General features: G+C 37.9%; 19 protein-coding genes. 9 read left to right on the top strand and 10 right to left on the bottom strand.

What is annotated here, in order from left to right; genetic code table 11:
• Nucleotides 1–105 precede the first annotated feature (105 nt).
• From B2X72_RS11260 to B2X72_RS11245, 4 genes are all read right to left on the bottom strand, one after another.
• On the bottom strand, nt 106–822 hold the full coding sequence (locus B2X72_RS11260) for an HAD family hydrolase (protein WP_232475727.1): 717 nt from the start codon (nt 820–822) through the stop codon (nt 106–108).
• Between the two features lie 28 nt (nt 823–850).
• Entirely contained in the window at nt 851–2,752 is a 1,902-nt protein-coding gene (locus tag B2X72_RS11255) for a DUF3857 domain-containing transglutaminase family protein (RefSeq protein ID WP_286849636.1), read from the bottom strand.
• The gene (locus B2X72_RS11250; protein ID WP_286849635.1) at nt 2,749–4,722 is read right to left on the bottom strand and encodes a transglutaminase domain-containing protein; all 1,974 of its coding nucleotides are present in this window, start codon (nt 4,720–4,722) and stop codon (nt 2,749–2,751) included. The genes B2X72_RS11255 and B2X72_RS11250 overlap by 4 nt, the downstream gene beginning before the upstream one ends.
• A gap of 65 nt (nt 4,723–4,787) precedes the next feature.
• Entirely contained in the window at nt 4,788–5,162 is a 375-nt protein-coding gene (locus tag B2X72_RS11245) for a hypothetical protein (RefSeq protein WP_088160868.1), read from the bottom strand.
• A gap of 476 nt (nt 5,163–5,638) precedes the next feature.
• On the opposite strand from B2X72_RS11245, the gene B2X72_RS11240 reads away from it, so the two are divergent.
• Both B2X72_RS11240 and B2X72_RS11235 read left to right on the top strand, forming a co-directional pair.
• A complete protein-coding gene (locus B2X72_RS11240) occupies nt 5,639–6,163 on the top strand; it encodes a hypothetical protein (RefSeq protein WP_088160869.1) in 525 nt (174 codons plus the stop codon).
• Between the two features lie 103 nt (nt 6,164–6,266).
• Nucleotides 6,267–7,166, top strand: a complete 900-nt coding sequence (locus B2X72_RS11235; RefSeq protein WP_075994703.1) for an OmpA/MotB family protein — start codon at nt 6,267–6,269, stop codon at nt 7,164–7,166.
• 55 nt (nt 7,167–7,221) lie between these two features.
• On the opposite strand, the gene B2X72_RS11230 is transcribed toward B2X72_RS11235, so the two are convergent.
• The 3 genes from B2X72_RS11230 to B2X72_RS11220 form a co-directional block, all read right to left on the bottom strand.
• Nucleotides 7,222–7,854, bottom strand: a complete 633-nt coding sequence (locus tag B2X72_RS11230) for a gluconate 2-dehydrogenase subunit 3 family protein (RefSeq protein ID WP_088160870.1) — start codon at nt 7,852–7,854, stop codon at nt 7,222–7,224.
• Nucleotides 7,855–7,858: 4 nt separating this feature from the next.
• Nucleotides 7,859–9,595: a GMC family oxidoreductase gene (locus tag B2X72_RS11225; RefSeq protein WP_088160871.1), complete on the bottom strand. Its 1,737-nt coding sequence runs from the start codon at nt 9,593–9,595 to the stop codon at nt 7,859–7,861.
• Between the two features lie 287 nt (nt 9,596–9,882).
• The gene (locus tag B2X72_RS11220; RefSeq protein WP_286849634.1) at nt 9,883–11,478 is read right to left on the bottom strand and encodes an ABC-F family ATP-binding cassette domain-containing protein; all 1,596 of its coding nucleotides are present in this window, start codon (nt 11,476–11,478) and stop codon (nt 9,883–9,885) included.
• A 228-nt stretch (nt 11,479–11,706) separates the two neighbouring features.
• Between B2X72_RS11220 and B2X72_RS11215 the strand changes: the two genes are divergently transcribed.
• Complete coding sequence (locus tag B2X72_RS11215; RefSeq protein WP_376747251.1) at nt 11,707–13,044, top strand: sigma-54-dependent transcriptional regulator; 1,338 nt, start codon at nt 11,707–11,709, stop codon at nt 13,042–13,044.
• On the top strand, nt 13,041–14,786 hold the full coding sequence (locus B2X72_RS11210; protein ID WP_286849633.1) for a sensor histidine kinase: 1,746 nt from the start codon (nt 13,041–13,043) through the stop codon (nt 14,784–14,786). Before B2X72_RS11215 ends, B2X72_RS11210 begins: the two co-directional genes overlap by 4 nt.
• A 99-nt stretch (nt 14,787–14,885) precedes the next feature.
• Here B2X72_RS11210 and yiaA read toward each other — a convergent pair whose 3' ends face one another.
• Complete coding sequence (gene yiaA / locus B2X72_RS11205) at nt 14,886–15,353, bottom strand: inner membrane protein YiaA (RefSeq protein ID WP_046675653.1); 468 nt, start codon at nt 15,351–15,353, stop codon at nt 14,886–14,888.
• 141 nt (nt 15,354–15,494) lie between these two features.
• Here yiaA and B2X72_RS11200 point away from each other — a divergent pair, with 141 nt between their 5' ends.
• Nucleotides 15,495–16,997, top strand: a complete 1,503-nt coding sequence (locus B2X72_RS11200; RefSeq protein WP_286849631.1) for a hypothetical protein — start codon at nt 15,495–15,497, stop codon at nt 16,995–16,997.
• Nucleotides 16,998–17,013: 16 nt separating this feature from the next.
• Here B2X72_RS11200 and B2X72_RS11195 read toward each other — a convergent pair whose 3' ends face one another.
• Nucleotides 17,014–17,637, bottom strand: a complete 624-nt coding sequence (locus tag B2X72_RS11195) for a murein L,D-transpeptidase catalytic domain-containing protein (RefSeq protein ID WP_248933318.1) — start codon at nt 17,635–17,637, stop codon at nt 17,014–17,016.
• Nucleotides 17,638–17,698: 61 nt separating this feature from the next.
• Nucleotides 17,699–18,802 carry a DUF695 domain-containing protein gene (locus B2X72_RS11190; RefSeq protein ID WP_075991789.1) on the bottom strand — a complete coding sequence of 368 codons (1,104 nt, stop codon included), beginning with the start codon at nt 18,800–18,802 and terminating at the stop codon, nt 17,699–17,701.
• A 232-nt stretch (nt 18,803–19,034) separates the two neighbouring features.
• On the opposite strand from B2X72_RS11190, the gene B2X72_RS11185 reads away from it, so the two are divergent.
• From B2X72_RS11185 to tyrS, 4 genes are all read left to right on the top strand, one after another.
• A complete protein-coding gene (locus B2X72_RS11185) occupies nt 19,035–19,541 on the top strand; it encodes a BON domain-containing protein (protein ID WP_088160876.1) in 507 nt (168 codons plus the stop codon).
• A gap of 12 nt (nt 19,542–19,553) precedes the next feature.
• Nucleotides 19,554–19,973: an SH3 domain-containing protein gene (locus B2X72_RS11180; protein ID WP_046675658.1), complete on the top strand. Its 420-nt coding sequence runs from the start codon at nt 19,554–19,556 to the stop codon at nt 19,971–19,973.
• Between the two features lie 210 nt (nt 19,974–20,183).
• The gene (locus B2X72_RS11175; protein WP_075991791.1) at nt 20,184–21,023 is read left to right on the top strand and encodes a hypothetical protein; all 840 of its coding nucleotides are present in this window, start codon (nt 20,184–20,186) and stop codon (nt 21,021–21,023) included.
• Nucleotides 21,024–21,355: 332 nt separating this feature from the next.
• On the top strand, nt 21,356–22,325 hold a 970-nt coding region (tyrS, locus tag B2X72_RS11170; protein ID WP_286849628.1), incomplete at its 3' end, for a tyrosine--tRNA ligase.

The raw sequence follows: 22,325 nt of genomic DNA, 5'->3' as shown, positions 1-22,325 counted from the left end.
TCTAGCAGCTGTGAACGAAAATTGCAGTTCGCTCAGACAAAGTGATAAAAAAAAGAGATTCCTTAAGGAATCTCTTTTTTTTATCGTCGTCAACCCTTAACCGGGTTATACTTCTTGTGTTTTTAAAATTGCTTTTATATTGGCAACAGATATTTCTGTATAATTATTTATATAATCATTACTTGCAGGTAATTCTTCTTTTTTATGGGTTGAAAGTACGGCGACAACTTTCATTTCAGCATTTTTCGCCGCGGTAATACCCGAAAAAGAATCTTCAAAAACAATACAGCGGTCAACAGGAATTTGCAGATTTTCTGCAGATTTTAGGTAAACCTCAGGATGTGGCTTATGGAGTTTTACATCTTCGCTGCTTAGCGTGGAAGAGAATAAATGACGTATGTTCAATTCATCCAAAATTAAGTCCATATTCTCTCGGGGAGCAGATGTCGCCACAGCAAGCTTAAAACCGTTATTTTTTAATTCCGTTAGAAACTCAATTAAGCCCTTAATAGGGGCAACGTGTTCTTTATAGATCACTCTAAAAAGCTGCTCTTTTTCAAATTCAAGCGTTCGCAGTTCCTCAGGGGATATCGGACGCTGAAAGAAATGCTGCATAATGTAACTATTATGCTTACCATACATATGCTGCTCAAATTCCTCTTCTGTAGCCTGTTGTACATTGTGGTTTTTAAAAAAAGCTCTAAAAGCTTCCGCATGGAAAGGGTTGGTGTGGCTTATGACACCGTCCATGTCAAATATCGCTGCGTATTCTGTCATTGAGCTAATATACAATAATTGCCTTATTTGATCGATTTTACTCATTCATATTCTGGTAAATATTTTTTTCCGACTAGAGAAAGCTGAGATTAAAGCGTCCCTTGTCGCAGCTGCTTACCTCATTATGAAATTGGAAAAAGTCTTCATAAGTATTGGCAGGATAGCTGCCTTCAAAAAGTTCTAGTTTTCTGTAGGTGAATAGTTTATTGTCTTTTATTTCTGACCTAAATTCATACTTTCCAAATGGTTTCTCAATAATTTTCTTTTCAGGAGTTATGTTTTTGAGCATATTTTCCGGGAGGGCAATGCTAATGCTATCGATATCAGCGTAACCTCTTTCAATGAAAATATCTTCGGTTCTATTTCTACTTTCTGCAATATTGGAATGTGTGTTGAATAAATTAGGTTGGATCAAAAGTTTATTACCATTTTTCACAGCGTAGTTTTTGATAAAAATATTCAGGTTCTCCTCAATAAATGGATTTTCCTCCTTATGTTCAATATAGTTTACCTGATTGAAATTGATATTGTCTATATTATAGTATTCCGTGAGAAGCTTATTCTTATCATTATTACTGGCTAAAAGCACGTCCATATGGTTCTCATATTGGGCTCCGTAGAACTTGGTATTTAAGGTGCCCTGAATGCTTCCGTCTTCCGAAAGTTTTAGGTCGGCATAACGCAGTTGAAGATTGGTTGAATTAATATATTTCGGCGTATGCATGATAACTCCGCCATTTTCGGTACAAGCAACGACATCTCTATCGTCGGTAAAGTCGCTAAGAAAACCAAATGGAAGGTTTTGGCTCGTACATTCCAGCCAGGTCGTATCATTTTTGAATGGAATACATAAAATGACGTGATTTCCGTCCTGGGCATTTGCAAAGGTTTTGTGAAAACTTTCTTTGCGTCTGCCTGCTTCGACAATACAGTAATAGGAAGGGATATTGACGGCCGACAACATGCTTCGCATGTAATTCGCCAGTGCTTTACAATCTCCGTAGCCCAAGCGGTCAACCTCAGAAGCCGGAAATGGTTCTAAGCCTCCAATGCCAATTTGAATACTGATGTAACGTGTGTTTTTTTGTAAATAATTGTATAGAATCCTTGCTTTGTCTTTATCTGAGCTGGCGTCTTTTGTTAATGCTATAAATTTTTGTTTAGACGCTTCCGTCAAATCTTCTTTTTTGTTCAATAGTCTATTGGATACCCATTGGCCAAATTCTTTCCAATCCCCGAAATTTCCAGTCTTACCATAATAAATAAAATTTTTGGGAACGATGAGTACATTTATTCTTTTCAGGTTAGGATTGGGGCTATAAGATTCATCCTTTTTTGCAGCGATCTGTTCAGTATTCCATGTCTTACTTTCAGTCTTGTCATTTTTCTCTTCCTTGATACTTCCTTTATAGTTCGTTGTTTCAATTCGGCATTCAGTGCCAATTGGTGCAATAAATTGAAAGCTGCTTTTCTCTACGGATACATTACTTGAGACCTCAGGAGTCCAAGATGGAATGATCAAGTTTTGTTTACTTCGAACTTCGTATTGGTATTCGACGGTATAGGGATAGCTATGATAGTCAGGTACATATAATTTTACCCGAGAATCGGCAAACATCGTACTGTTGTCCACAGCGCTAATATCTTTGAAATCTTTCGTTGCAATTTTCTTTTGCAATATCCCCATTTCGTTATAGATGGCGCCCTTAAGGCTCTTGATTTCGCTAGATTTATTATAATAGACCGGAAGTGAAGCATAGCGGTCCCCATTTTTATTGTAAACTGTGATAGCACACGTTATGGTTGTGATGACCTGTTCGGGCGATTTCATTTCTACCACAGTTTTATCATTGCGTACAGTTGCTACTGCTCTGCTCTTTAATGCACTTGGAATATTGGCGACGTCGTAGTTATCTTGTCCAATTGCGAGGATCGGAAGCAGGAAGTATAGTAAGTTGATGAATACGATTTTCATTTTTTACCGATTAATTTTATGTCTAGCTTTTGTTGTTGAATAATACGTGAATACAATTCTTTGAGTGAAAAATATTCATCGACCGAAAAGATGGGTTTGTTAAACGCGAGGCTCTGTAGTATTTCAAGTTGATTGCCATTGACCTGCGTTACATATCTATATTTTGCAGTTGACTCCGGGAGTGCTAACGATGCATTCTGAGGCTTCTCAGCAATTTCATAGCGATCGGGGATTGTCAATTTGACTGAGTATAATGTTTTGGATTTAAAACCCATATCAACTGGATAAGTTCTTTCCTGTGCTTTAAATGGATTGTAGGAAATCCTGTCAATAATATTGGGCGCCAATAATAATATGTCTTGTTCCATCTGTTTGGAGACATCTACAATGACATCAAATTCCTCTATTAATAGCTGATCAATTTCTTCTAGGTTTTGGATACTTGATTTTGTTAAAGTTACATTGGGCATTTCTTCGTCCAGTTTTTCCCAGTATTCCTCCAAAGAATTGAATTTGGCAATATGTTGGCGTTTTAAAAAGGCTTTGTTACCCCTGCTACTTATGGTCAGTTTTCCCTTAATTTTAGCTTGTTCATCTAAAACTCCCTCCAATACGTAGTTTACATCGGAAGATTCTTCTACCGTAAGCGGAAACCAGTCTGAGCTCTTTTTGGAGTAGATAATTCTTCCCCGTTCATTTAGACATTGTAAAGGCAGCTCTCCAAAAGGCAAGTATGGATTGGAGGCATCTAGTTTATATTTTACGCCATCTACATCTACGCAAGCGATGACATAGTCGAAGTCAGATAATACGGGAAATAAGGCATTAGGCGTTCCGTTTCGTCGCGTTGAAAGAATAATAGGGTAGGCCTCCAGATCTGCCGCTAATAGCGCGGTTACTAGCGCTAAATTGATGTCGCCAATATTGCCAGTTCGTTTTTCCAATGCTTTTTCAATGCCAGATTCTGCATATTTGCCCAAATAGTTATTCCATTTTATTTGTTTGTTGATATAGTTATAGATCTTCTTTGCTTTTTCTAATTTACTGTCAGTAGGAGACACAATTGTTGCTAAATTGGCTTTGAATAAGTCTGTTTTTTTTAATTGACCTCCAAAAGCCTTTTCATTCATGAGGTCTGTATCTACGTCTTTCCAGGTTTTGCTAAATGTCTTCTTACTACCAGTACTCGGATAAAAGATCGATTCAAGCTCATAATAGATAGCAGATTTGAAATTGGTTGGCGAAGTCATGTAGTCCTCTTCAACAAATGCCGGAATGTTCTTCATTGTATAGGTCAATTTTGAACAATCCATTCGCAGTCCATCCAGGAAAATATATTCTTTCAATGCTTCGGCTTTTTGATCGGTAAGTTTGTACGGACCACGTAAAACTACATTGTAGGCGAAAGAAGCAGGAATAATAGCGATATATTGGCTTTGTATTTTGGGAATATCATCTTGAAATTCCCATGTTTTGAAATTAAATAAATCCTGCTCTAGTGTCCGATAGGACACTTCAATAATAGAGCCTTCTTTAATATTTGGAAGGGTAAATTTATTAAGGTCTAGATAGGCCGAGTAATTTTCCCTGAAAACTTTCTTATTTTCAAGCTCCGTTTTCTCGATCCTGCCATTTTCTAAGTTATATGTAACAGCCTTGAGTTCGTCAAAATAGTCTCGTATATAACTTCCGCGTTTATACGAGGGGATTTCAAAATTAGCTTTTTTAAACCCCTCTTTGTTATTGATGCGGATAAGTACATGGTATTCATGTTGAAGTTTTATACGATTATCATAATCATCAACAAAAACAGAACTCCGTCCAAACTCATTGAGCACGATAGCATTGGCATTACTATCCAGGTCTGTTCGTGAGAAATCCGAAATAGAAACTTTACCAAAGTCAAAAGTTTGGGCTATACTATTTGTATAAATAGAAAATATTAAAAATAGCGTTAAAAACTGGCGCATAACTATAGGTGTAATAATTCACGAATATAAGTTTTTAGCCAAAATTAAACGATACTTTAAAATAATTATTTGTCTAGTTGCAAAAGATTATTAATAATTTCGGTGATGGTATCGACATCTTCACCATCTTCCAGCATAGAGAATGCAAGATAGGTGGCGTAGATTTCAGGACTGAATTTTACATGCTTATCAGCGATAAACCGGTCGATCTGCTCTTCATTGCATTCAAAATGAATACTTTGTAGTTCGTTGAAAAGATTGGTTGAAATGGTCTGATGGTTTTCACCACAGGCAAATCCTGCAACAATATGGAATAGAAACTTATCGGTTATTTCGTCATCTTCCTTTTTGAACATCGCACGAATATGCTTATAATCGAATTTAGTTTTTGCGCTATTCACAATAGTGTCCCAAATCTGATACTCTGCTTTAGTCTCCATAGCTCGCTTTAAATTTATATTGGTATAACCAATATAGCAAAAATAATTTGATTTTTGGCAAGGATAATGAAACTTATGGACTAGCCTGAGCAGCTATAATAAGCTGACTATCTATGGATATGAAATGTATGAGGTCGCTAGGGGGTAGCTATAACTCATTTGTAGTGAATAGTTTATAATTGTAGTAGGGTGAAAACTATCTCCCCTAAAAAGCAGCCTAATATAACACCCAATAGAATTGACAAAGTTACCTTTAACCATACTGGGCTTGTTACTAAAATCGGTTTCATGGAGCAAAATTGCTTTAAAAATATACTTGAATGAAGACTTTTATCTTATTTAAAGCTAGCTGTGGCGATACAATGACATGAATTTTTGGCTTTGTGGTATGATAATTGAAAATTAATAGTTGGATTCGATTTTTTTAGTAATTTAAGTCGGAAAATGAAATTGTTGAAATAGCCTGATTTATAATTATGATAACACGAATAGTATTGACAATTGCTCTATTCACTTTAACAAAAGTTGGACTTGGCCAACAGGTGAATATTGATAAAATTCGAAAAGAATATGCGGAGGCCGTGAAGGACGAAGATCTATGTGAACATAATTTGGAGGTGCTGACAGAAGGTGCCAAATCACCGACCGAGAAAGTATACCTGGCCGCTTATCAAATACTTTTAGCGAAACATATCGGCAATCCATTTAAGAAAGTTGGGCAGTTTAAAGAGGGTAAAAAGCATTTGGAAGAAGTGATTAAGGAAAATCCAAATCATATTGAAGCACGGTTTATACGTTGGAGCGTACAGGTGCATGCGCCTTCTTTTTTGGGATATAACAATAATATCCTTGAGGATAAAAGTTTTCTTGTTAAAAATCTTTATAAATTACCCAATGAAGAGGCTAAATCAATTATTTATAATTATCTCAAAGGCGCAAATCCCTATCTTAAAGGTGGGCAGGTATTTAGCGCTACAGAGCTGAAGGAGCTAGCCCAATAGGACGTTAAAGGTTGTTAATTTGACAAGACTATGGGGTATTTTGGCTAGAATATTGCGTATCTTGCTATATGAATTAATTCAACATCTACAAAAAGAGTATATCATGAAGAATTTAGTTTTTCCAATGACTGTATTAACGGCAAGTTTGTTTGTTATCGGATGTGGTGTCAGTAAAAAGCAATATGCTGGTTTACAGTCCGACTATAGTAAATTACAAACGGAGCACAGTCAATTGACCAAACAATATCAGGATGGACAGCTTCAATTGGCTGAAGGTCGGACACGGATCAAGAGTTTAGAAGATCAGTTGGCCTCTGAACGACAAAATAATGCGGATCTCCGATCGGCTTATGCTGCTTTGCAGAAATCGCTCGATAACAGTATTAATCAGAATTCACAGGGAAATATCAATATTTCCAAGTTGGTTGATGAAATTAACGCTTCAAATAAATATATTAAGCATCTCGTTGAGACGAAAAACAAATCCGATTCCTTGAATCTGGTATTGACCAATAATTTGACAAGATCGCTTAGCCGTGAGGAATTGCAGGAAGTTGATGTACAGGTATTAAAAGGGGTAGTTTATATCTCACTTGCTGATAATATGCTTTACAAATCCGGTAGCTATGAAATTAATGATAGAGCCGATCAGACATTAAGTAAAATTGCGAAAATTATCCAGGATTACAGAGATTATGAAGTATTGATTGAAGGTAATACCGATACCGATCCAATTTCTAAACCTAATATTCGGAATAACTGGGATTTAAGTACCTTACGGGCTTCTTCTGTGGTACAAGCTTTACAAAATAAATATGGTGTGGATCCTAAACGCTTAACTGCAGGTGGTAGGGGCGAATATAATCCAATTGCAGATAATACGACCGCGCTAGGTAAGCAACGGAATAGAAGAACGCAGATTATTATCACTCCTAAATTGGATCAATTTATGGAGTTGATTGATAAAGCTCCGGAAGCTACTGAGGTACCATCGGCACAATAGATTTTAATGCGGTAAATAAAAAAATCCTTTCCGTTTTCGGAAAGGATTTTTTTTATTATCCAAAGAATTTAGTCGGGTCAAAACCATGCTCTTTCAACACATCATCTGGTACGCCATTCCAGACTCCAGGTTTATTTCCGGCATAGCCGATATCTTTCACACCCATTTCACTTGTGTAAAATCCTGAGGAAGTCAGATTGCGCATCAATGAAAAGAAGGCGGCACCTTGTTTCATTTCCGGTTTTGCCAAATCAGGGTAGGCAATATCATCCACTAATGCAAGTTGATCTTTTGCGCCGCATTTGATAAATACTGTTCCGTAACGCTTTTTGGATTGGAGGTCGAGCCAACGAAGCCCGCCACGCATAGGGATTTTATTATCAGGCAAATCTTTTACGATAAATTCGATGAAATCGGGTACTCCCGCCTCAGAAGCACTTCCTGAAATATTATCCTTAGGAATAATAATATCTGCCAAAACAGTGATTGTAGCCATTTCATGTTCGTCAAAAAACTTTTCGGCATATAATTGTTCCGTGCGTTCGTATTCAAAATCCTGGACTCCAGGTAACTTTTTGCTATTGTCAGCTACCGCATTTTTAGCATCTTTTGAATTGCAAGCTGCGGTTAGAAGACCAGATCCAGCTGCAATTAATCCTAATGCTCTTAAAGATTCTCTTCTATTCATGCTTTTAACCGTTTAATTTTTTCTTTTCTTGAAGTATATATTCTGCTGTCCGCATTGATAAAGCGAGTATTGTCCAGGTCAGATTTTTGTCACCTTGTTGTACAAATGGTCCCGCATCCACGACGTAGAGATTCTTACAATCGTGCGCTTGTCCCCATTTGTTCAAAACGGAGGTTTTAGGGTCATTTCCCATTCTTGTGGTACCACCTTCATGAATAATTTTTCCGGGAGCTTCCAGGCCATATAATGTATCTGCTCCTGGTATTTTAGAAGTAATTACAGCGCCCATTTCGTGCATAATAGACTGAAATGTCTCTTGCATATGTTTGGCTTGTGCTATTTCTTCATTCGCCCATTTGTAGTTGAAACGTAGCACAGGAATTCCGAATTTGTCGACTTTATCCGGGTCAATTTCACAGTAATTGTCTTTTCTTGCCAATGCCGTTCCCCGGCCTGCCATACCTACATTTGCACCATAATAGCTACGGAAATCTTCTTTTAATGCAGTACCATAACCGCCTTTGGCTTTTGACTTCCCATCCGAATTTTTTGCCAGGTCATTTACTTTCGGTACCCAATTCAAAAATCCATAAGAGGGCATATGTAAACCACCACCATATTCGATGTGGTAACCTCTTGGGAAACTCAACTTGGCATTATCTTCCCACCATGGTGAATAAATATGGACACTTCCAACGCCATCTTCATTATAACGCTTCCGGTCAAGTAGTTGTGGTAAAAATCCAGATAAACTGGCCCCTGTAGAATCGTGGAGATATTTTCCAACTAAACCGCTGCTATTACCAACACCCCCAGGATGCGATTTTGATTTGGAATTTAACATGATCCGCGCGCTTTCACAGGCACTAGCACCCAAAATAACGGTTTTCCCTTTAACGGTATATTCCTGCAGATCCTTGGTGTTTACATAAGAAACACCAACTGCAATTCCTTCATCATTTGTAATGACTTCCCTTACCATTGCATTGTCTATCACCTTTAGGTTACCTGTTTTCATCGCTGGAATAACCAGACAAGATGAAGACGAAAAGTCCCCATAAACTTTACATGCACGGCCACATTGGCCACAGTAGAAACAGGTACCTCGATCTTTAATATCTTTTGATACTTCGGTTAGCACGGCTCCTCTTCCGGGAATCACTGGAACTCCAGCTTTTTTGGCACCTTTTGCAATATATAATTCGTTTAAGCGTGGCTTAGGTGGTTTCATAAAAATACCATCGGGTTCGTTATGAATACCTTCTGCTGTGCCATATATTCCGATCATTCGATCTACACGGTCATAAAATGGTTTAACTTCTTCATAAGTGATAGGCCACTCGTCTGTTACTCCATCCTTTGGCTTGAAATCGTCAGGTCCCATACGCAATGAAATTCGACCCCAGTGGTTGGTTCTGCCGCCCAGCATACGTGCTCTGAACCATTCAAATTCAGTTCCCGCTACCTTGCTGTAGGGTTCACCTTCGATTTGCCAGCCACCGAAGGCTGCATCAAAATCCCCGAATGGCCTTGTGGTACCGGCACCTCTTCTTGGAGATTCCCAAGGCCAGCGTAGTTGTAACGAATCTTTTGCTGGGTCATAAAAAGGACCTGCTTCCAGCATCAATACTTTAAGCCCCGCATGTGCAAGTATATAACCTGCCATACCACCACCTGCGCCGGAACCAACTACGATGGCGTCAAATAATTCGGGATTTTCTTTAATTTGATAATCTGACATAATTAAATGAAGTAATTAATTGAGAGGCCTGTGCGATACATTTGCCCTAAGGCTGCAACGTAAATGAGAAGGTTCAATTAATTTAATGGTTATTGTTTCATGTTTAAAATCATCGTGAATATATCGATAAAAATTCTTTTTTTTTAATTTAATTTATCGATTTAGCAGATTTTAAATAAAGAATATGGGATTGTTACAAAAAATACCGTGTTTTATTAAAATTTTATGGAGGGCAGTCATTGAATACTGCGTTTATTCCGTTGCAACGAAATAAACGCAGTTGTCATTTATAGGTCTTTTAGTTTGATGACTTTGTTGATATGGATTTCCTGTAGAAAGACCTCATCATGTGAAATGACGAGTAGCGTACCTTTATAAAGCTGAATCGCTCGGGTTAGCATCCGGATATTTTGAAGATCTAAATTGTTTGTTGGTTCATCAAGAATAATTAAATCTGGAGACTGTTGCTGAATGGTGAGGCAACATAATATCAGACGCATTTTTTCACCACCGCTCAATAGTTGGCAGGGTTTGTTCCAATCGTCTTTTCCAAATAAGAACCGATTGAGCCTAATTTTGATCTCATGTTCAGGTAGTGCGTCGCTATTGAATTGCTGGGCCTGCTCGTAAATACTTAGATGCGAAGACAAAATGGAGTATGTTTGATCTAAATAGATCGCACGAAATGATTGACGTTCAATTTTTCCTTGTACAGGTGTCAATTGGCCGAGTAGAAGTCTGACCAATGTCGTTTTACCAGATCCATTCTGTCCTTGTAGTGCGATACGATCTCCACTGAATAATTGAAAGTTGATATTAGCTGGCCAGAGTCCTTGCGAGTCATACTTGAAATTGACATTTTCGACTTTGACCATACTCTTTCCGGTTGGAAAGGCACTGTTTCCTAAATCTATTTTAATCTCATCCAGTGCAGATTGTGAACCTCGGAGTTCCTGTAGATCGGATTTGATATCTCCAATTTTGTCCTGATGCACACTTTTTATTTTGGCGGTACTTTTTTCAGCATTGTTGCGCAGAGTATTCATCATAATGCGCGCCACACCTGCCTTTTCCTGTTTTTTTTGACCGCGGTTGTTTAATCTATTTTGGCGTTCGATTGTTTCTCTTTCTTTCTCCTTTGCAATTTTGATCGCCCTTTCCTTGTGGTGAATATCTTGTTGTAACGCATGGCGCTCGGTCTCTTTTTGAGTTTCATAAAAGGCATAATTGCCCCCATACCGCTTGATACCTTTTGAGGTCATTTCGGCCATGTCATCCAATAAATTAAGTAAGGTTCTATCGTGGCTGACAATAATCACTGTGTTTTTGCTTGATTGAATCCAATCGTATAGTAGTGTTTTGCTATCCATATCCAAATGGTTGCTGGGTTCATCAAGAAGAATAAGTTCGGATCGGTGAATGTGGATTCCGGCCAATAAGACTTTTGTTTTTTGTCCACCACTAAGGGACGACATCTGCTGTGTCAACTGGATATCGGGCAGATCCCATTGCTCGAAAGCTTCTTGGCAGCATTCCTCCAAGGTCCAATCATCTTGAAGTCTATTGAAATTTTCTTCAGACGCATCGCCAGCTAATATGGCGTGGAGTGCATTTAATTTTTTGGCAATGCCAAGTGCTTCGGCGACTGTCTTATCCTCAAATTGTCCCACAACTTGAGGGACATAATAGGTGCTGGTATTGACTTGTACGCTGCCACTGGAAGGTGATAGTTCTTTGGCAATCAGTCGCAATAAAGTTGATTTACCGACACCATTGTGGCCGATGAGCGCTATTTTCTCTTGCGCATTGATGTGTAGATTTATGTTCCCAAACAATAAATCTTTATTCGGATGTATATAAGAAAGTTGTTGTAATGAAAGCATGTTGAAATTCTTTAAATGTTAGAAAAGACCATTTGGACAGGTATTGTCAATGGATGGTATTTATTTCGTTCTAAAGAATTTTAATCTTACATGCAGTTTTAAGGATGTTGAGAGAAGCAAATATAGCGTTTTTATTTTGATGACGGGAAAGTTTTTGAGGAATAGTCAAATTGTTTATTTTTCTACTATTTGCTTCGGACAAATTGTACTTTTGAAAAAACGAATATTGTGAATAGAGTTCTCCTTATAGATGACGAAGAGAAACTTCGGAAATTGATGGCCAAAATTATTAGCCTGGAAGGTTTTGATGTGATTGAAGCTGCTGATATTAAATCGGGGTTGAAAAAGCTTGAAGTCAGTGATGTGGACGTTGTACTTTGTGATGTCAAACTGCCTGACGGTAATGGGGTAGAAACGGCCAAATTAATTAAAGAACGGTATCCAATTGTAGAGATTATTCTATTGACAGCATACGGGAATATCCCGGACGGTGTTCGGGCGATAAAAAATGGTGCTTTTGAATATATTACCAAAGGAGATGACAATAATCGTATTATCCCACTGCTTTATAAAGCCAGTGAAAAGGTTGCATTGGCACGAAGGGTACAACAGTTAGAAAAGCGATTGGGAGATAAACTTTCTTTCGATAAGATTATTGGAAAATCTAGTGCAATAAAGGCTGCCATTGGCATGGCACAAAAAGTTGCCGTTACAAATACAACGGTCTTGCTAACAGGCGAGACTGGTACCGGTAAGGAGGTTTTTGCACAGGCAATCCATCAGGCGAGTTCCAGGAGAGCGCGTAGTTTTGTGGCCATTAACTGTGCCGCATTTACAAAAGACCTGCTGGAAAACGAGCTGTTTGGTCATAAATCCGGTGCCTTTACCGGTGCTACTAAAGATCAGCGGGGTTTGTTTGAAGAAGCACATTTGGGTACTATTTTTCTGGATGAAGTCGGGGAGATGGCCTTGGAACTTCAGGCCAAAATTCTTCGCGTTTTGGAAACGGGCGAGTTTTTAAAAGTTGGGGACTCCAAACCAATGAAAGTGGACGTACGTATCATAGCCGCGACCAACAGAAATCTCGAAACCGAAATTGCATCTGACCATTTCAGGAGTGATCTATTTTATAGGTTGTCTGTTTTCACGATTGAATTGCCGCCACTGCGTGAGCGTATTGAAGATATAGCGACTTTGGCACAATACTACGCTGATATCTTTGCTTTAAAATCCAACTTGAAACCTTTGCGGATGACACCTGAGTTTGTGCAGGCATTGGAAACTAACCTATGGCGGGGAAATATCCGTGAACTGAAAAATGTGATTGAACGCAGTGTGATTTTGAGTGAGGGTGGCATATTAGGTGTTGAGGGGCTTCCTTTCGGTGAACGTGAGTATAGAGAAGGGGCAAGCGTCTTATCAAACTTTTCAATGTCCAATATGGAGAGGCAACATATACAACGTGTATTGAAACATACGAATGGAAATAAAGCTGAAGCTGCTCGATTGTTAGAAATCGGCATAGCTACCTTATATCGAAAAATTGAAGAATATAAAATCCAATGAAACTTAAAGCAAAGCTGACATTTGGGGTAGGATTTTTATTTTTTATGATCTTACTGCTTGCAATAGTGAGTGGGTATTATGTTTATCGATTAAAAAAAGATACCAATAATATTTTAGTCGACAATTATAATACGCTGCATTATTCCAGAAATATGCTGTTGGCCTTGGAGGATCTTCATACGAATGAGAAGGGCATTGCGCAATTTGAACATAATTTAAGCCTCCAAAAGCGCAATGTAACTGAGCCTGGAGAACGAGCGGTGACCGAACGTATAGATCATCACTTTTTGAGTTTAGCGAAACAGCTGAAAGATTCTACAATTGCTGCTGACTTACACAAAGATATATTTCAGCTAATGTATCTTAATATGCAGGCAATTGAAAACAAAAATAATATCGCCAATGCAACAGCTGAAAAAGCTATTTTGGCGATCTCCATTGTAGGTGCGATCTGTTTTATGATTGCGTTTGTATTACTTGTCAATCTCCCCCTAGCCATTGCTGGTCCAATTGTACAATTAACCGATAGTATTAAACAGATTGCTGCTGGGAACTATAAAAGGAGACTTCATTTTAAGCGAAAGGATGAATTTGGAGAAGTGGCGCAATCGTTCAATACAATGGCTCAAAAACTCGAGGAATATACGGAAAGTAAATTGGGTAAGATCTTGCAGCATAAAAAGAGAATTGAAGCGCTTATTGATAATATGCATGATGCCGTTATAGGGATAGATGAGGAAAAAAGAGTGCTTTTTGCAAATGAACCCGCTTGTTTGCTCTCGGGGTTAAAACACGCAGAATTTGAAGGGCAAAAATTAGTGGAAATAGCTTCTTCCAATGATTTGATTCATAAGCTTCTCGATAGGATCGACGCTTTAAACCAGCAATCCGAACATCTGGGATTGGTTCAGATCTTTGCCTATGGAAAAGATAACTACTTTGAACTGGAGGTTATCGACATTAATGTTGTACCAACGGGAGAGGAGAGTTCGCAGTTTATTGGACAATTTATTTTGTTGAAGAACGTGACAAGTTTTAAGGAACGTGATGTCGCAAAAACAAATTTTATTGGAACGGTATCTCATGAACTGAAGACTCCAATCGCATCAATACGCATGGGGATCCAATTGCTCGAGAATAAGCGGATTGGAGCGTTGAATGAAGAACAAAAAGACTTGCTTGAAGGAATTGCTGATGATACAGAGCGACTTCTGAAAATTACGGGAGAACTTTTGGATATTGCACAAGTGGAGAGTGGTACCATTCAGATGAAGCTGAATCCGGCGACAATCGGACCGATTATAGATTATGCCCTGTTAGCCAATCGTTCAATGCTTGACCAAAAGAAAATTCGACTACAGGTTGAACTGGAAGAGGAACTGCCGATGGTTTTTATTGATAACGAGAAGACCGCATGGGTATTGACGAATCTACTGTCCAATGCAATTCGTTATTCCGATGAAGGGGGGGCGATTTGTCTTGCTGTCAAAAGAGTGGGCGCCAGGGTGCTTTTGCGTGTTGAAGATCAGGGGCAAGGAATCCCGGTACAATATTTAGCGAAGATTTTTGATCGGTATTTCCGTGTTCCGGGGGGTACAAAGGAAGGAACAGGCTTGGGGTTAAGCATAAGCAAGGAATTTATCGAAAGCATGGGGGGAGAGATTGATGTGCAAAGTGTTTTTGGTACTGGAAGTGCATTTTTCGTTTACCTTCCTATTGCACCGCTTAAACAATCCACTTAAAAAAAGGAAGAGCTCCATGAGAAGCTCTTCCTTTTTTGCTTTACGAGAGATTGAAAGATCCTGCAGCTTGCTACGCAGAGGCTGCAGGATCGGCACCCGCTAAAGTTTTATTTCATTGTCATCGATAAGTTTTGCATCACGTGTATTTTTTTGTACTGCGATAGCTGAAAAAATACTCAATGAGAAGGACATTGCATAGAATCCTTTTTCACTTAACAGCAGATCCGCGTTCCATAGGCCTACAGTTAATAGCACGACCGCAGCAATTGTTGCAAACCAGCTTAAACCATAGTACAATTCGGTAACAGCTAGTCCTTCTGCTTTATCTCTTACACTTTTTTGAACGGAGATAACCGCAAATAGCGCAAATAGTAAAATTGTAAAATAATACCCTTTTTCATTTAATGCCATTGTTGCATTCCATAAACCTACACAATAGCCAACGGTACCAACCAATAATGCAGTCCAGGAGGCTCCGATAAATGCTCCTGTTGGTTTAAATGGGTTTCTTTTGTCTAAATTTCTTTCAGCCTTTTTTTCTTCAATCATGTTTTTTAGCGGTTCCATAATTTTCTTGTTTTAGTTTTAATTTGTTGTTGTTTTATGATTCAAATATCGATAGGAACTAATTATTTTAAAACTTGAATTTATAAGAATACTGACGATATAATTTTGTTTAATATATTTGTTTAATTCTAAATTTAAGCTATGGCGGACGCGATATCGGATCTACTATTATTATTGAATAAAGATGATATTAGGGATTTTAGAACCTTTTTGAAACAAAAGAATAAGCGAAATGATGTGAAAAATATCAAGTTACTTGAGATTATAGAAACTGATGATATAAATAAGCTAAAAAAGTTATATGATCCCATTAAAAACCGGGATGCTTATCACGCATTGAGGAAAAGGCTTCATGATAGTCTTTTGTTTTTTCTTTCAAATAAGGTTTTTGAACGAGACAACAGTGAAGCCCACGAAGCGTTGAGATTATTTGTTGTGGGTCGTTTTCTATTGGAAAGTCAGTTCATTAAGATTGGATTCAAATGCCTTCAACGGGCTGAGGACAAGGCTCTTGTTCTGGATCAGTTTAGTTTGCTGAACGAAATCTTGCAAATCAGACTACAATATGCACATTTAGATTTGAATGTCAATTTGGAATTGCTTATCGATCGTTTTACCGAAAATCAGCAAAAACTGCAGCAAGAAGCAAAATTTCAGATTGCTTATGCGCTATTGCGCTCAGCATTGCAGGATATTCATTTGAAAGCAAAAATAATTGATATCAATAAGTTGATTTTGAGTGTGCTGAGTAAATACAGTATTTCTTTGGATGATCTCTTATCATTTAAATCACTCTATCAACTTCTGTATATTGCAAATGAGTATGCCGCAATACATCAAAACTATACACTGGTTCGTTCTTTTTTAAAAACAGCAGATAATTTTTTGATGAAGTACGATGAACAATCAGCGCATCAGCTATTTTACTATCTTCATATTTTGTATTATCTGGCCAATTTTAATTTGAGGAACGGATTCTTTAATGAGAGCATCGGGTATTTAGAACGCTTGAATGAAGTTTTATCTCAAGGAAATACGGTTTTTCGAGTCCAGTTTCAGCTGCGGTGCCATTTGTTGATGGCATTGAATTTCCATTACCTTGGCGATGGAGTAAAAGGTCTTTCCGTGTTAAGGGCAGGGATTAAACAAGCCTCACCAAAATCAAGTGAGGTTGATCTTGCGGATCTACAGTTGTGTTTGGTGATGTTTTTAACGCAATTTGAAGATAAAACAGCATTGATTGAACTTCGACAGTTGATTCGAACAGATGCTTGGTACGAGAAGAAAATGGGCATGTTGTGGACGATTCGGAAGAGTCTGCTTGAAATTCTGATCCATATTCAATTCGATCACATCGATTTGGCAACCTTGAAATTAAAAAACTTTGTCGGTAGGTATAAAAAATACTTGCTGAATGTCAAGGAAAACAGAGTGATTGATTTTGCCAAATTGGTAGAGAAATATCTTTTAAATCCAGCAGTTATTCAAGGGAAATCCTTTCGGGCAGCTGTTCAAACTATGGCGGAGGACAAAGAAAATAAAGATTTATTTATTATGGGATTTATTGCTTGGTTGAAAGCTCTTAGTGTATCTCAAAGTCCGTATCAGGTTTTATTGAATTTGATCAAAGAAGATAGCCGGTGATCAATAATGAAGGTGATCAATAATAAATATGTAAGACGATTTGTTTCTTTGAAGAGTCAATCAAGTTCTGTAGTCTTTTGTAGAATTCGACGTTTACCATAGGACAGCCTTCACTGAGACATACTGGATCTACTTGTTCATCGTAAGGCATGCGGTCATATTTGTGTAGAACGATGTTTCTAGCATATGCATTGCTATTGGAGCTATCTAAGCCATATAATTTATATGCTTTTCCAAATTTACCGTTATACGAGCTGCCGATAGCGTAACTACCTAGCGATGTCGCATGAGAGTTATCCGTATTACTAAATTGCAAAAGATTCTTTTTTCCGGTTTCGGAGCCGGATCCATGTGCCACTAGCCCTTGATCTAGAATCCGATCTGTTTTTAGATCTACGACAAAAAAACGATTTCTTCCCGAGGGTCTTTTCATATCCAAGAGAAAGGATATGTCACTATTATACTTTTTGTTGTTTATGATGCGTTTTTTTACGTTCTTTATTGCCATCGTATAGCGAAAGGCGTCTGAAGGAGTATTTTCTTCCTTATCAACAACGGCTAAAAGCGTGTTTTTTTGAATGGTTTTGTATGTGATAAGGCCAATTCCAAGGATAATAACCAAAAGAATGATTTTATTCATGTAAATAAAGCATATTTTATAAAGTACTTTTATTGAAACTTATGTCTGCTGTTCGAGAGACCTATTCTATTTGTTTATAAAATCGTTCGAAGGTTTTCCAGTATTTATCTTTGTAGATGCTATAATCAATTTGGAGATTGTCCCTGTATTCTTCGATTAATCGATCAATCGTGCGTGAGGCTTTTCGGAATTCTGTACAAGCCAAGTAAATTTCCCTGAGGTTATCGGCAGTTTCTCTTCCGATATTAAGAAATCCAATATCATTTGGAAGACTGTCCATTAATTCTTCTTCAAATTTATCCATTAAATCGTAAGTCTCCTGATCGGGCATGCCATTGGTTGCTGTTCCGTCATAATTAATCTTTAATGTAACTATCCAAGGGTGAGAAGCTTTTCCGTCCCAGTCTAATAACGTCGTATTGATGATAGCAAAGATAGGTAAGTCGTTCTCCAGGATACCCTCAAAAGCAGTGTATGTGTCATCTGCGGCCCGGTGCCTAACGTCGGTATATTTTTCCACAAATTCCTTTTCCCGCCAGATCAAATAGTCTTTTAATTTAAGTAGAGGAATAAGCTCTTCTGTTGCAAGCTCTTTTGAGGTTACATTCAAGTTGTCTATGGCTATGATCGAGTTCAATTCACCAATGTAATTGTCGAGAAATATTTCTATCCCATGGGAAATATTGGCTTTGTTCTCTTCCGTAAAATCGGGGTGAACAATAACGATATCGACTTCATCCGGATGGTATTTGTGTTGAATGGGGTAAAAAAACATATCCTTGATGTCAAAAGTAAATCCATACATCGTGATTTTGAATTTTTCCATATCCGCAATAGCGGGTTTTAATGCAGTAAATTTCCAATGCGCTAATGCTGGAGCAGAAGCAATCAGATGCTCCACGAACGCAACGTTTTTGATGACACCATCTGGGGTAACTACAAGTTCTGCAGTGTCATCATCGTACATTCCCGTTAAGAAATAAAGTTCCTTGCGAAGAGCATCGATCTTCGGCGAAAGTTTGCTGAAAAAATTCTGATCAATTTGTTCTCCAGTCTTGACGATTTGAAAAAATGCGTGTTCGTTTTTTGTAAACCAATCCCAAAAATCCGCTATACTGTCCTTTTTATTTTCTTTTTTACCAAAAATATTGTTCAAAAATCCCATAATTAATAGCTGTTTGATTGAATCATCAAAGTGCGTATCTGTTACTTAAAGCGTTTTTATAACCACAGAGGATTAAATGATCCGAATGAAACAATCATGAATACCTCTGTTCCTAAATTTAATTATATAATTATAATCCGGCAAGGGAATTTAAGTTTAAAAATAATTGGACAAACAATTGCGTATGGAGTTTGTTAGGATTATTGTTGAATTATAAATTAAAATTGGTCTTATGAAATTTAGCAAATTAACATTTTGTCTATTGGCAACTACAGTTGTGCTTTCCTTTACGGCTTGCAAATCAGGCTTATCTGATGAGAAGTTGGAAGAAAAGATCGAAAATGCACTTACCGGTCGTAAAACCGTGGACGTCGACGTTAAAAAAGGGGAAGTTATCTTAAGTGGCACGGTTGCTTCCGAAGAAGAAAAGCAACAAGTGGAGTCTATTGCTAAAACAGCAGGCGATAAGGACATCAAGTCTATTCAAAACAATATTATCGTTAGCGCCCCAGTGTCGTCGACTCCAGCTCCTATTGAGGTATCCAATAATGATGCGGTGCTTGGAGCAGCAGTGAATACGTTTATGAAGGATTTTCCTACGGTACAGGCAAGTGTAAAGGATGGTGTGATCGCTGTTACAGGTACTTTGGAGCAGCCTAAGATAATCACCTTAAAACAAGGTTTGGATAACTTAAATCCAAAAAAAGTGGATCTAAGCGGTATTGTTGTCAAAAAATAAAATAGTGAAATTATGTCATTGCAGGAAAAATATAAGGTTCTTTTAGATACGGCACAATCTTCAGGTGTAAATGACCTGAACTACGCCGAAATGGATGGAGTATTGCAAATTCGTGGTACAGCACCAACAGCAGATGTGAAAAATAAGCTCTGGGAAATCTACGGTAATATAGATCCTAATTTCCAAACCGGAGATGTGGTGTTAAATGTAGATGTGGCTACGGAAGTGCCCGGAAGCCAGGTGAAAGTTATAACAGAAAATAGCAATTTGAACATTAGAAAAGGCCCTGGTACAGACCAGCCTATCGTCGGAAAAGCAGCTAAAGGAGAAATCATCACATTGATTAGTAAGGCTAATGATCAATGGTGGTTGGTCAGAACCAAAGATAATGAAGAAGGGTATTGTTATGCACAATATTTAGAGTCTGTTTAGTTCTCGAATGTTCTCGCATGATGGGTACAAGTACCAATTGGCTTTGAAAAAAGGGGAGTTATGCATAAATAACTCCCCTTTTTTCATTTCACGATTAAGCTTGTCTGTTCTGTAATATGGAGGTACTACAGCATCTATCGTATTGGGGAATTATTTGGAAAATCAACCGTATTTTAATTTTTGGTGTAATAATTGTATTACTATGACATTATGTCGAAATCACGTTTTATCATATCATTATGCTTGTGTTTAGCTGTTCAGTTGGGAGTTGCGCAAGAGTATGTTCGCTTGGACAAAGATCGTTATCAATTGCATTTGTCGGAATATCCAAAAGATACAATCCGGGTACTTGAAAAAGGTAAAGAAACGAAGTTGAAACAGGGTAAATATATTCTGCAAAAGAATCAATTTATGGGACTTTCCAATGCATTTATTACGATTAATCAGGATGGCATCGTTGATGGTGATTTTAAAATTGAAAAAGATGGGCGTACCGGTGATGTTATCGTAAGACATGGTGTATTGCAGCAAATGACTGTGAAATCTGCTGCATTGCCAGACTTTCAATATACCATAACGGATAGTTCAAGTGTGCAGCGCAATTTTAAGAATGGGAAAATCAGTCAGGAAAAAACGGTATTCTACCGAGCTGCAAATAGTGGTAAAAAAGTGACAAAAGTCTTCTTTGATAATTACTATACGGTTGAGAATGATTTTGACCATACCCGAGCTGACTACCGATTAGACAATACCTTAATGTACAGCGCCAAATTGAATTGTGGTGGGCAGATACAGGAATCAAAGTCATTTGATGCCAATGGTCAATTACTAAAACATACCTATCGGAAAGCTAAAATTGATTACACTGATCTGTATCAGAATAATAATCTCGTTGAGCGGAAATATAACCTTAATAACTGCTTTTACCATGAGTATTTTAAGAATTCATTGTTAGTGCAAAAGGTCGTGGAGAAAAAGGATAAAGGGAATACAGAAAAGTATGTTTATAATGGAGCCGGAAAATTGATAAATAAAAATACCGGCGGATAATTTAAAAATGCATCTTGAATCAAGTATGGATGCCAATATTTTTGCATTTTAAAAATATAGCACTACCTTTGTCAAGCAATGAAGAAAATGAACAACATATTACGTCTTCCATTTTTCTTTAATTATTATCGCCCGATAATCGTTCGGGACCCCTATGCCTATTAAATTAAGAAATTCAAATTATTATTTATAGCTAAGCCCGAACATAACGTTCGGGCTTTTTTTATTTTATATAACATCATGTTAAAAGAGTTAGAAGAAAATATCGAAATTATTTTACCGAAGGAGGGGCTTGCATCGAAGTTGAAGGAGTCTGAAGAAAAGAACGACCATTGATTATAAAACTTGGTTTTGATCCAACAGCACCGGATCTTCATTTAGGGCACGCTGTAGTGTTAAAGAAACTACGCCAGTTTCAGCAGCTGGGGCACGAAGTCGTGATTCTCGTTGGTAGTTTTACAGCTCGGATCGGTGATCCTACAGGAAAAAATAAAGCCCGTAAACCTTTATGTCAGGATGCGATAGCGCACAATGCGGCAACTTACATTGCGCAACTGTCTAAAATTATTGATGTTTCAAAAGCGAAAGTTGTTTTTAATGGAGACTGGTTGGATCAACTAAATTTTACAGAAGTTATCCAGCTGGTATCGAAAGTAACCGTCGCTCAATTGATGCAGCGGCATGATTTTAATAAACGTTTTAACGAAAACCAATCAATAGCCATGCATGAATTGCTTTACCCGATATTGCAGGGCTTTGACTCTGTACATGTCAATAGTGATATTGAAATGGGGGGAACGGACCAACTGTTTAATTGCGCGATGGGCCGGCAGCTACAGGAATCTTTTGGACAGGATCCACAAATAGTACTGTGTATGCCCTTGTTGCGCGGGCTGGACGGAAAAGAAAAAATGAGCAAATCATTAAACAATACGATCGGTCTTTTGGATGAACCGAATGAAATGTTTGGTAAAACCATGTCTATTCCTGATCATTTAATTCCAGAATATATTGACTTGACAACTGATTTCAATCAGGAAACCAAACTTGGCATGAAGACCCGTATTGAAATGGGCGAAAATCCAATGGAAATTAAGAAACTTATTGCACATAATCTAGTTGCTCAATACCATGGCGACGAGTTTGCGGCCAGTGCGGTTGATTTTTTTGTGAAGCAGTTTCAGAGCAAGAAATTAGAAGAAAAGGCTTTTGAGGAGGTGTCGGGTCAAACATTGCGCGAACAGTTTGGTGAACAGATTAAACTGGTCGATCTATGTCATTTCCTAAAGGGGGCAACAAAGT

The sequence above is a fragment of the Sphingobacterium sp. UBA7253 genome (assembly GCF_002472745.1).
Taxonomy (GTDB): domain Bacteria; phylum Bacteroidota; class Bacteroidia; order Sphingobacteriales; family Sphingobacteriaceae; genus Sphingobacterium; species Sphingobacterium siyangense.
This window is presented reverse-complemented; position numbering and strand designations above follow the sequence as displayed.

Excerpts from the sequence above, each read along its gene's own strand:
- B2X72_RS11210 (WP_286849633.1), top strand. The coding sequence starts at position 13,041 with ATGAAACTTAAAGCAAAGCTGACATTTGGGGTAGGATTTTTATTTTTT.
- B2X72_RS11195 (WP_248933318.1), bottom strand. The coding sequence starts at position 17,637 with ATGAATAAAATCATTCTTTTGGTTATTATCCTTGGAATTGGCCTTATC.
- B2X72_RS11235 (WP_075994703.1), top strand. The coding sequence starts at position 6,267 with ATGAAGAATTTAGTTTTTCCAATGACTGTATTAACGGCAAGTTTGTTT.
- B2X72_RS11240 (WP_088160869.1), top strand. The coding sequence starts at position 5,639 with ATGATAACACGAATAGTATTGACAATTGCTCTATTCACTTTAACAAAA.
- B2X72_RS11220 (WP_286849634.1), bottom strand. The coding sequence starts at position 11,478 with ATGCTTTCATTACAACAACTTTCTTATATACATCCGAATAAAGATTTA.
- yiaA (WP_046675653.1), bottom strand. The coding sequence starts at position 15,353 with ATGGAACCGCTAAAAAACATGATTGAAGAAAAAAAGGCTGAAAGAAAT.
- B2X72_RS11230 (WP_088160870.1), bottom strand. The coding sequence starts at position 7,854 with ATGAATAGAAGAGAATCTTTAAGAGCATTAGGATTAATTGCAGCTGGA.
- B2X72_RS11185 (WP_088160876.1), top strand. The coding sequence starts at position 19,035 with ATGAAATTTAGCAAATTAACATTTTGTCTATTGGCAACTACAGTTGTG.
- B2X72_RS11175 (WP_075991791.1), top strand. The coding sequence starts at position 20,184 with ATGTCGAAATCACGTTTTATCATATCATTATGCTTGTGTTTAGCTGTT.
- B2X72_RS11250 (WP_286849635.1), bottom strand. The coding sequence starts at position 4,722 with ATGCGCCAGTTTTTAACGCTATTTTTAATATTTTCTATTTATACAAAT.
- B2X72_RS11225 (WP_088160871.1), bottom strand. The coding sequence starts at position 9,595 with ATGTCAGATTATCAAATTAAAGAAAATCCCGAATTATTTGACGCCATC.
- B2X72_RS11260 (WP_232475727.1), bottom strand. The coding sequence starts at position 822 with ATGAGTAAAATCGATCAAATAAGGCAATTATTGTATATTAGCTCAATG.
- B2X72_RS11200 (WP_286849631.1), top strand. The coding sequence starts at position 15,495 with ATGGCGGACGCGATATCGGATCTACTATTATTATTGAATAAAGATGAT.
- B2X72_RS11190 (WP_075991789.1), bottom strand. The coding sequence starts at position 18,802 with ATGGGATTTTTGAACAATATTTTTGGTAAAAAAGAAAATAAAAAGGAC.
- B2X72_RS11245 (WP_088160868.1), bottom strand. The coding sequence starts at position 5,162 with ATGGAGACTAAAGCAGAGTATCAGATTTGGGACACTATTGTGAATAGC.
- B2X72_RS11180 (WP_046675658.1), top strand. The coding sequence starts at position 19,554 with ATGTCATTGCAGGAAAAATATAAGGTTCTTTTAGATACGGCACAATCT.
- B2X72_RS11255 (WP_286849636.1), bottom strand. The coding sequence starts at position 2,752 with ATGAAAATCGTATTCATCAACTTACTATACTTCCTGCTTCCGATCCTC.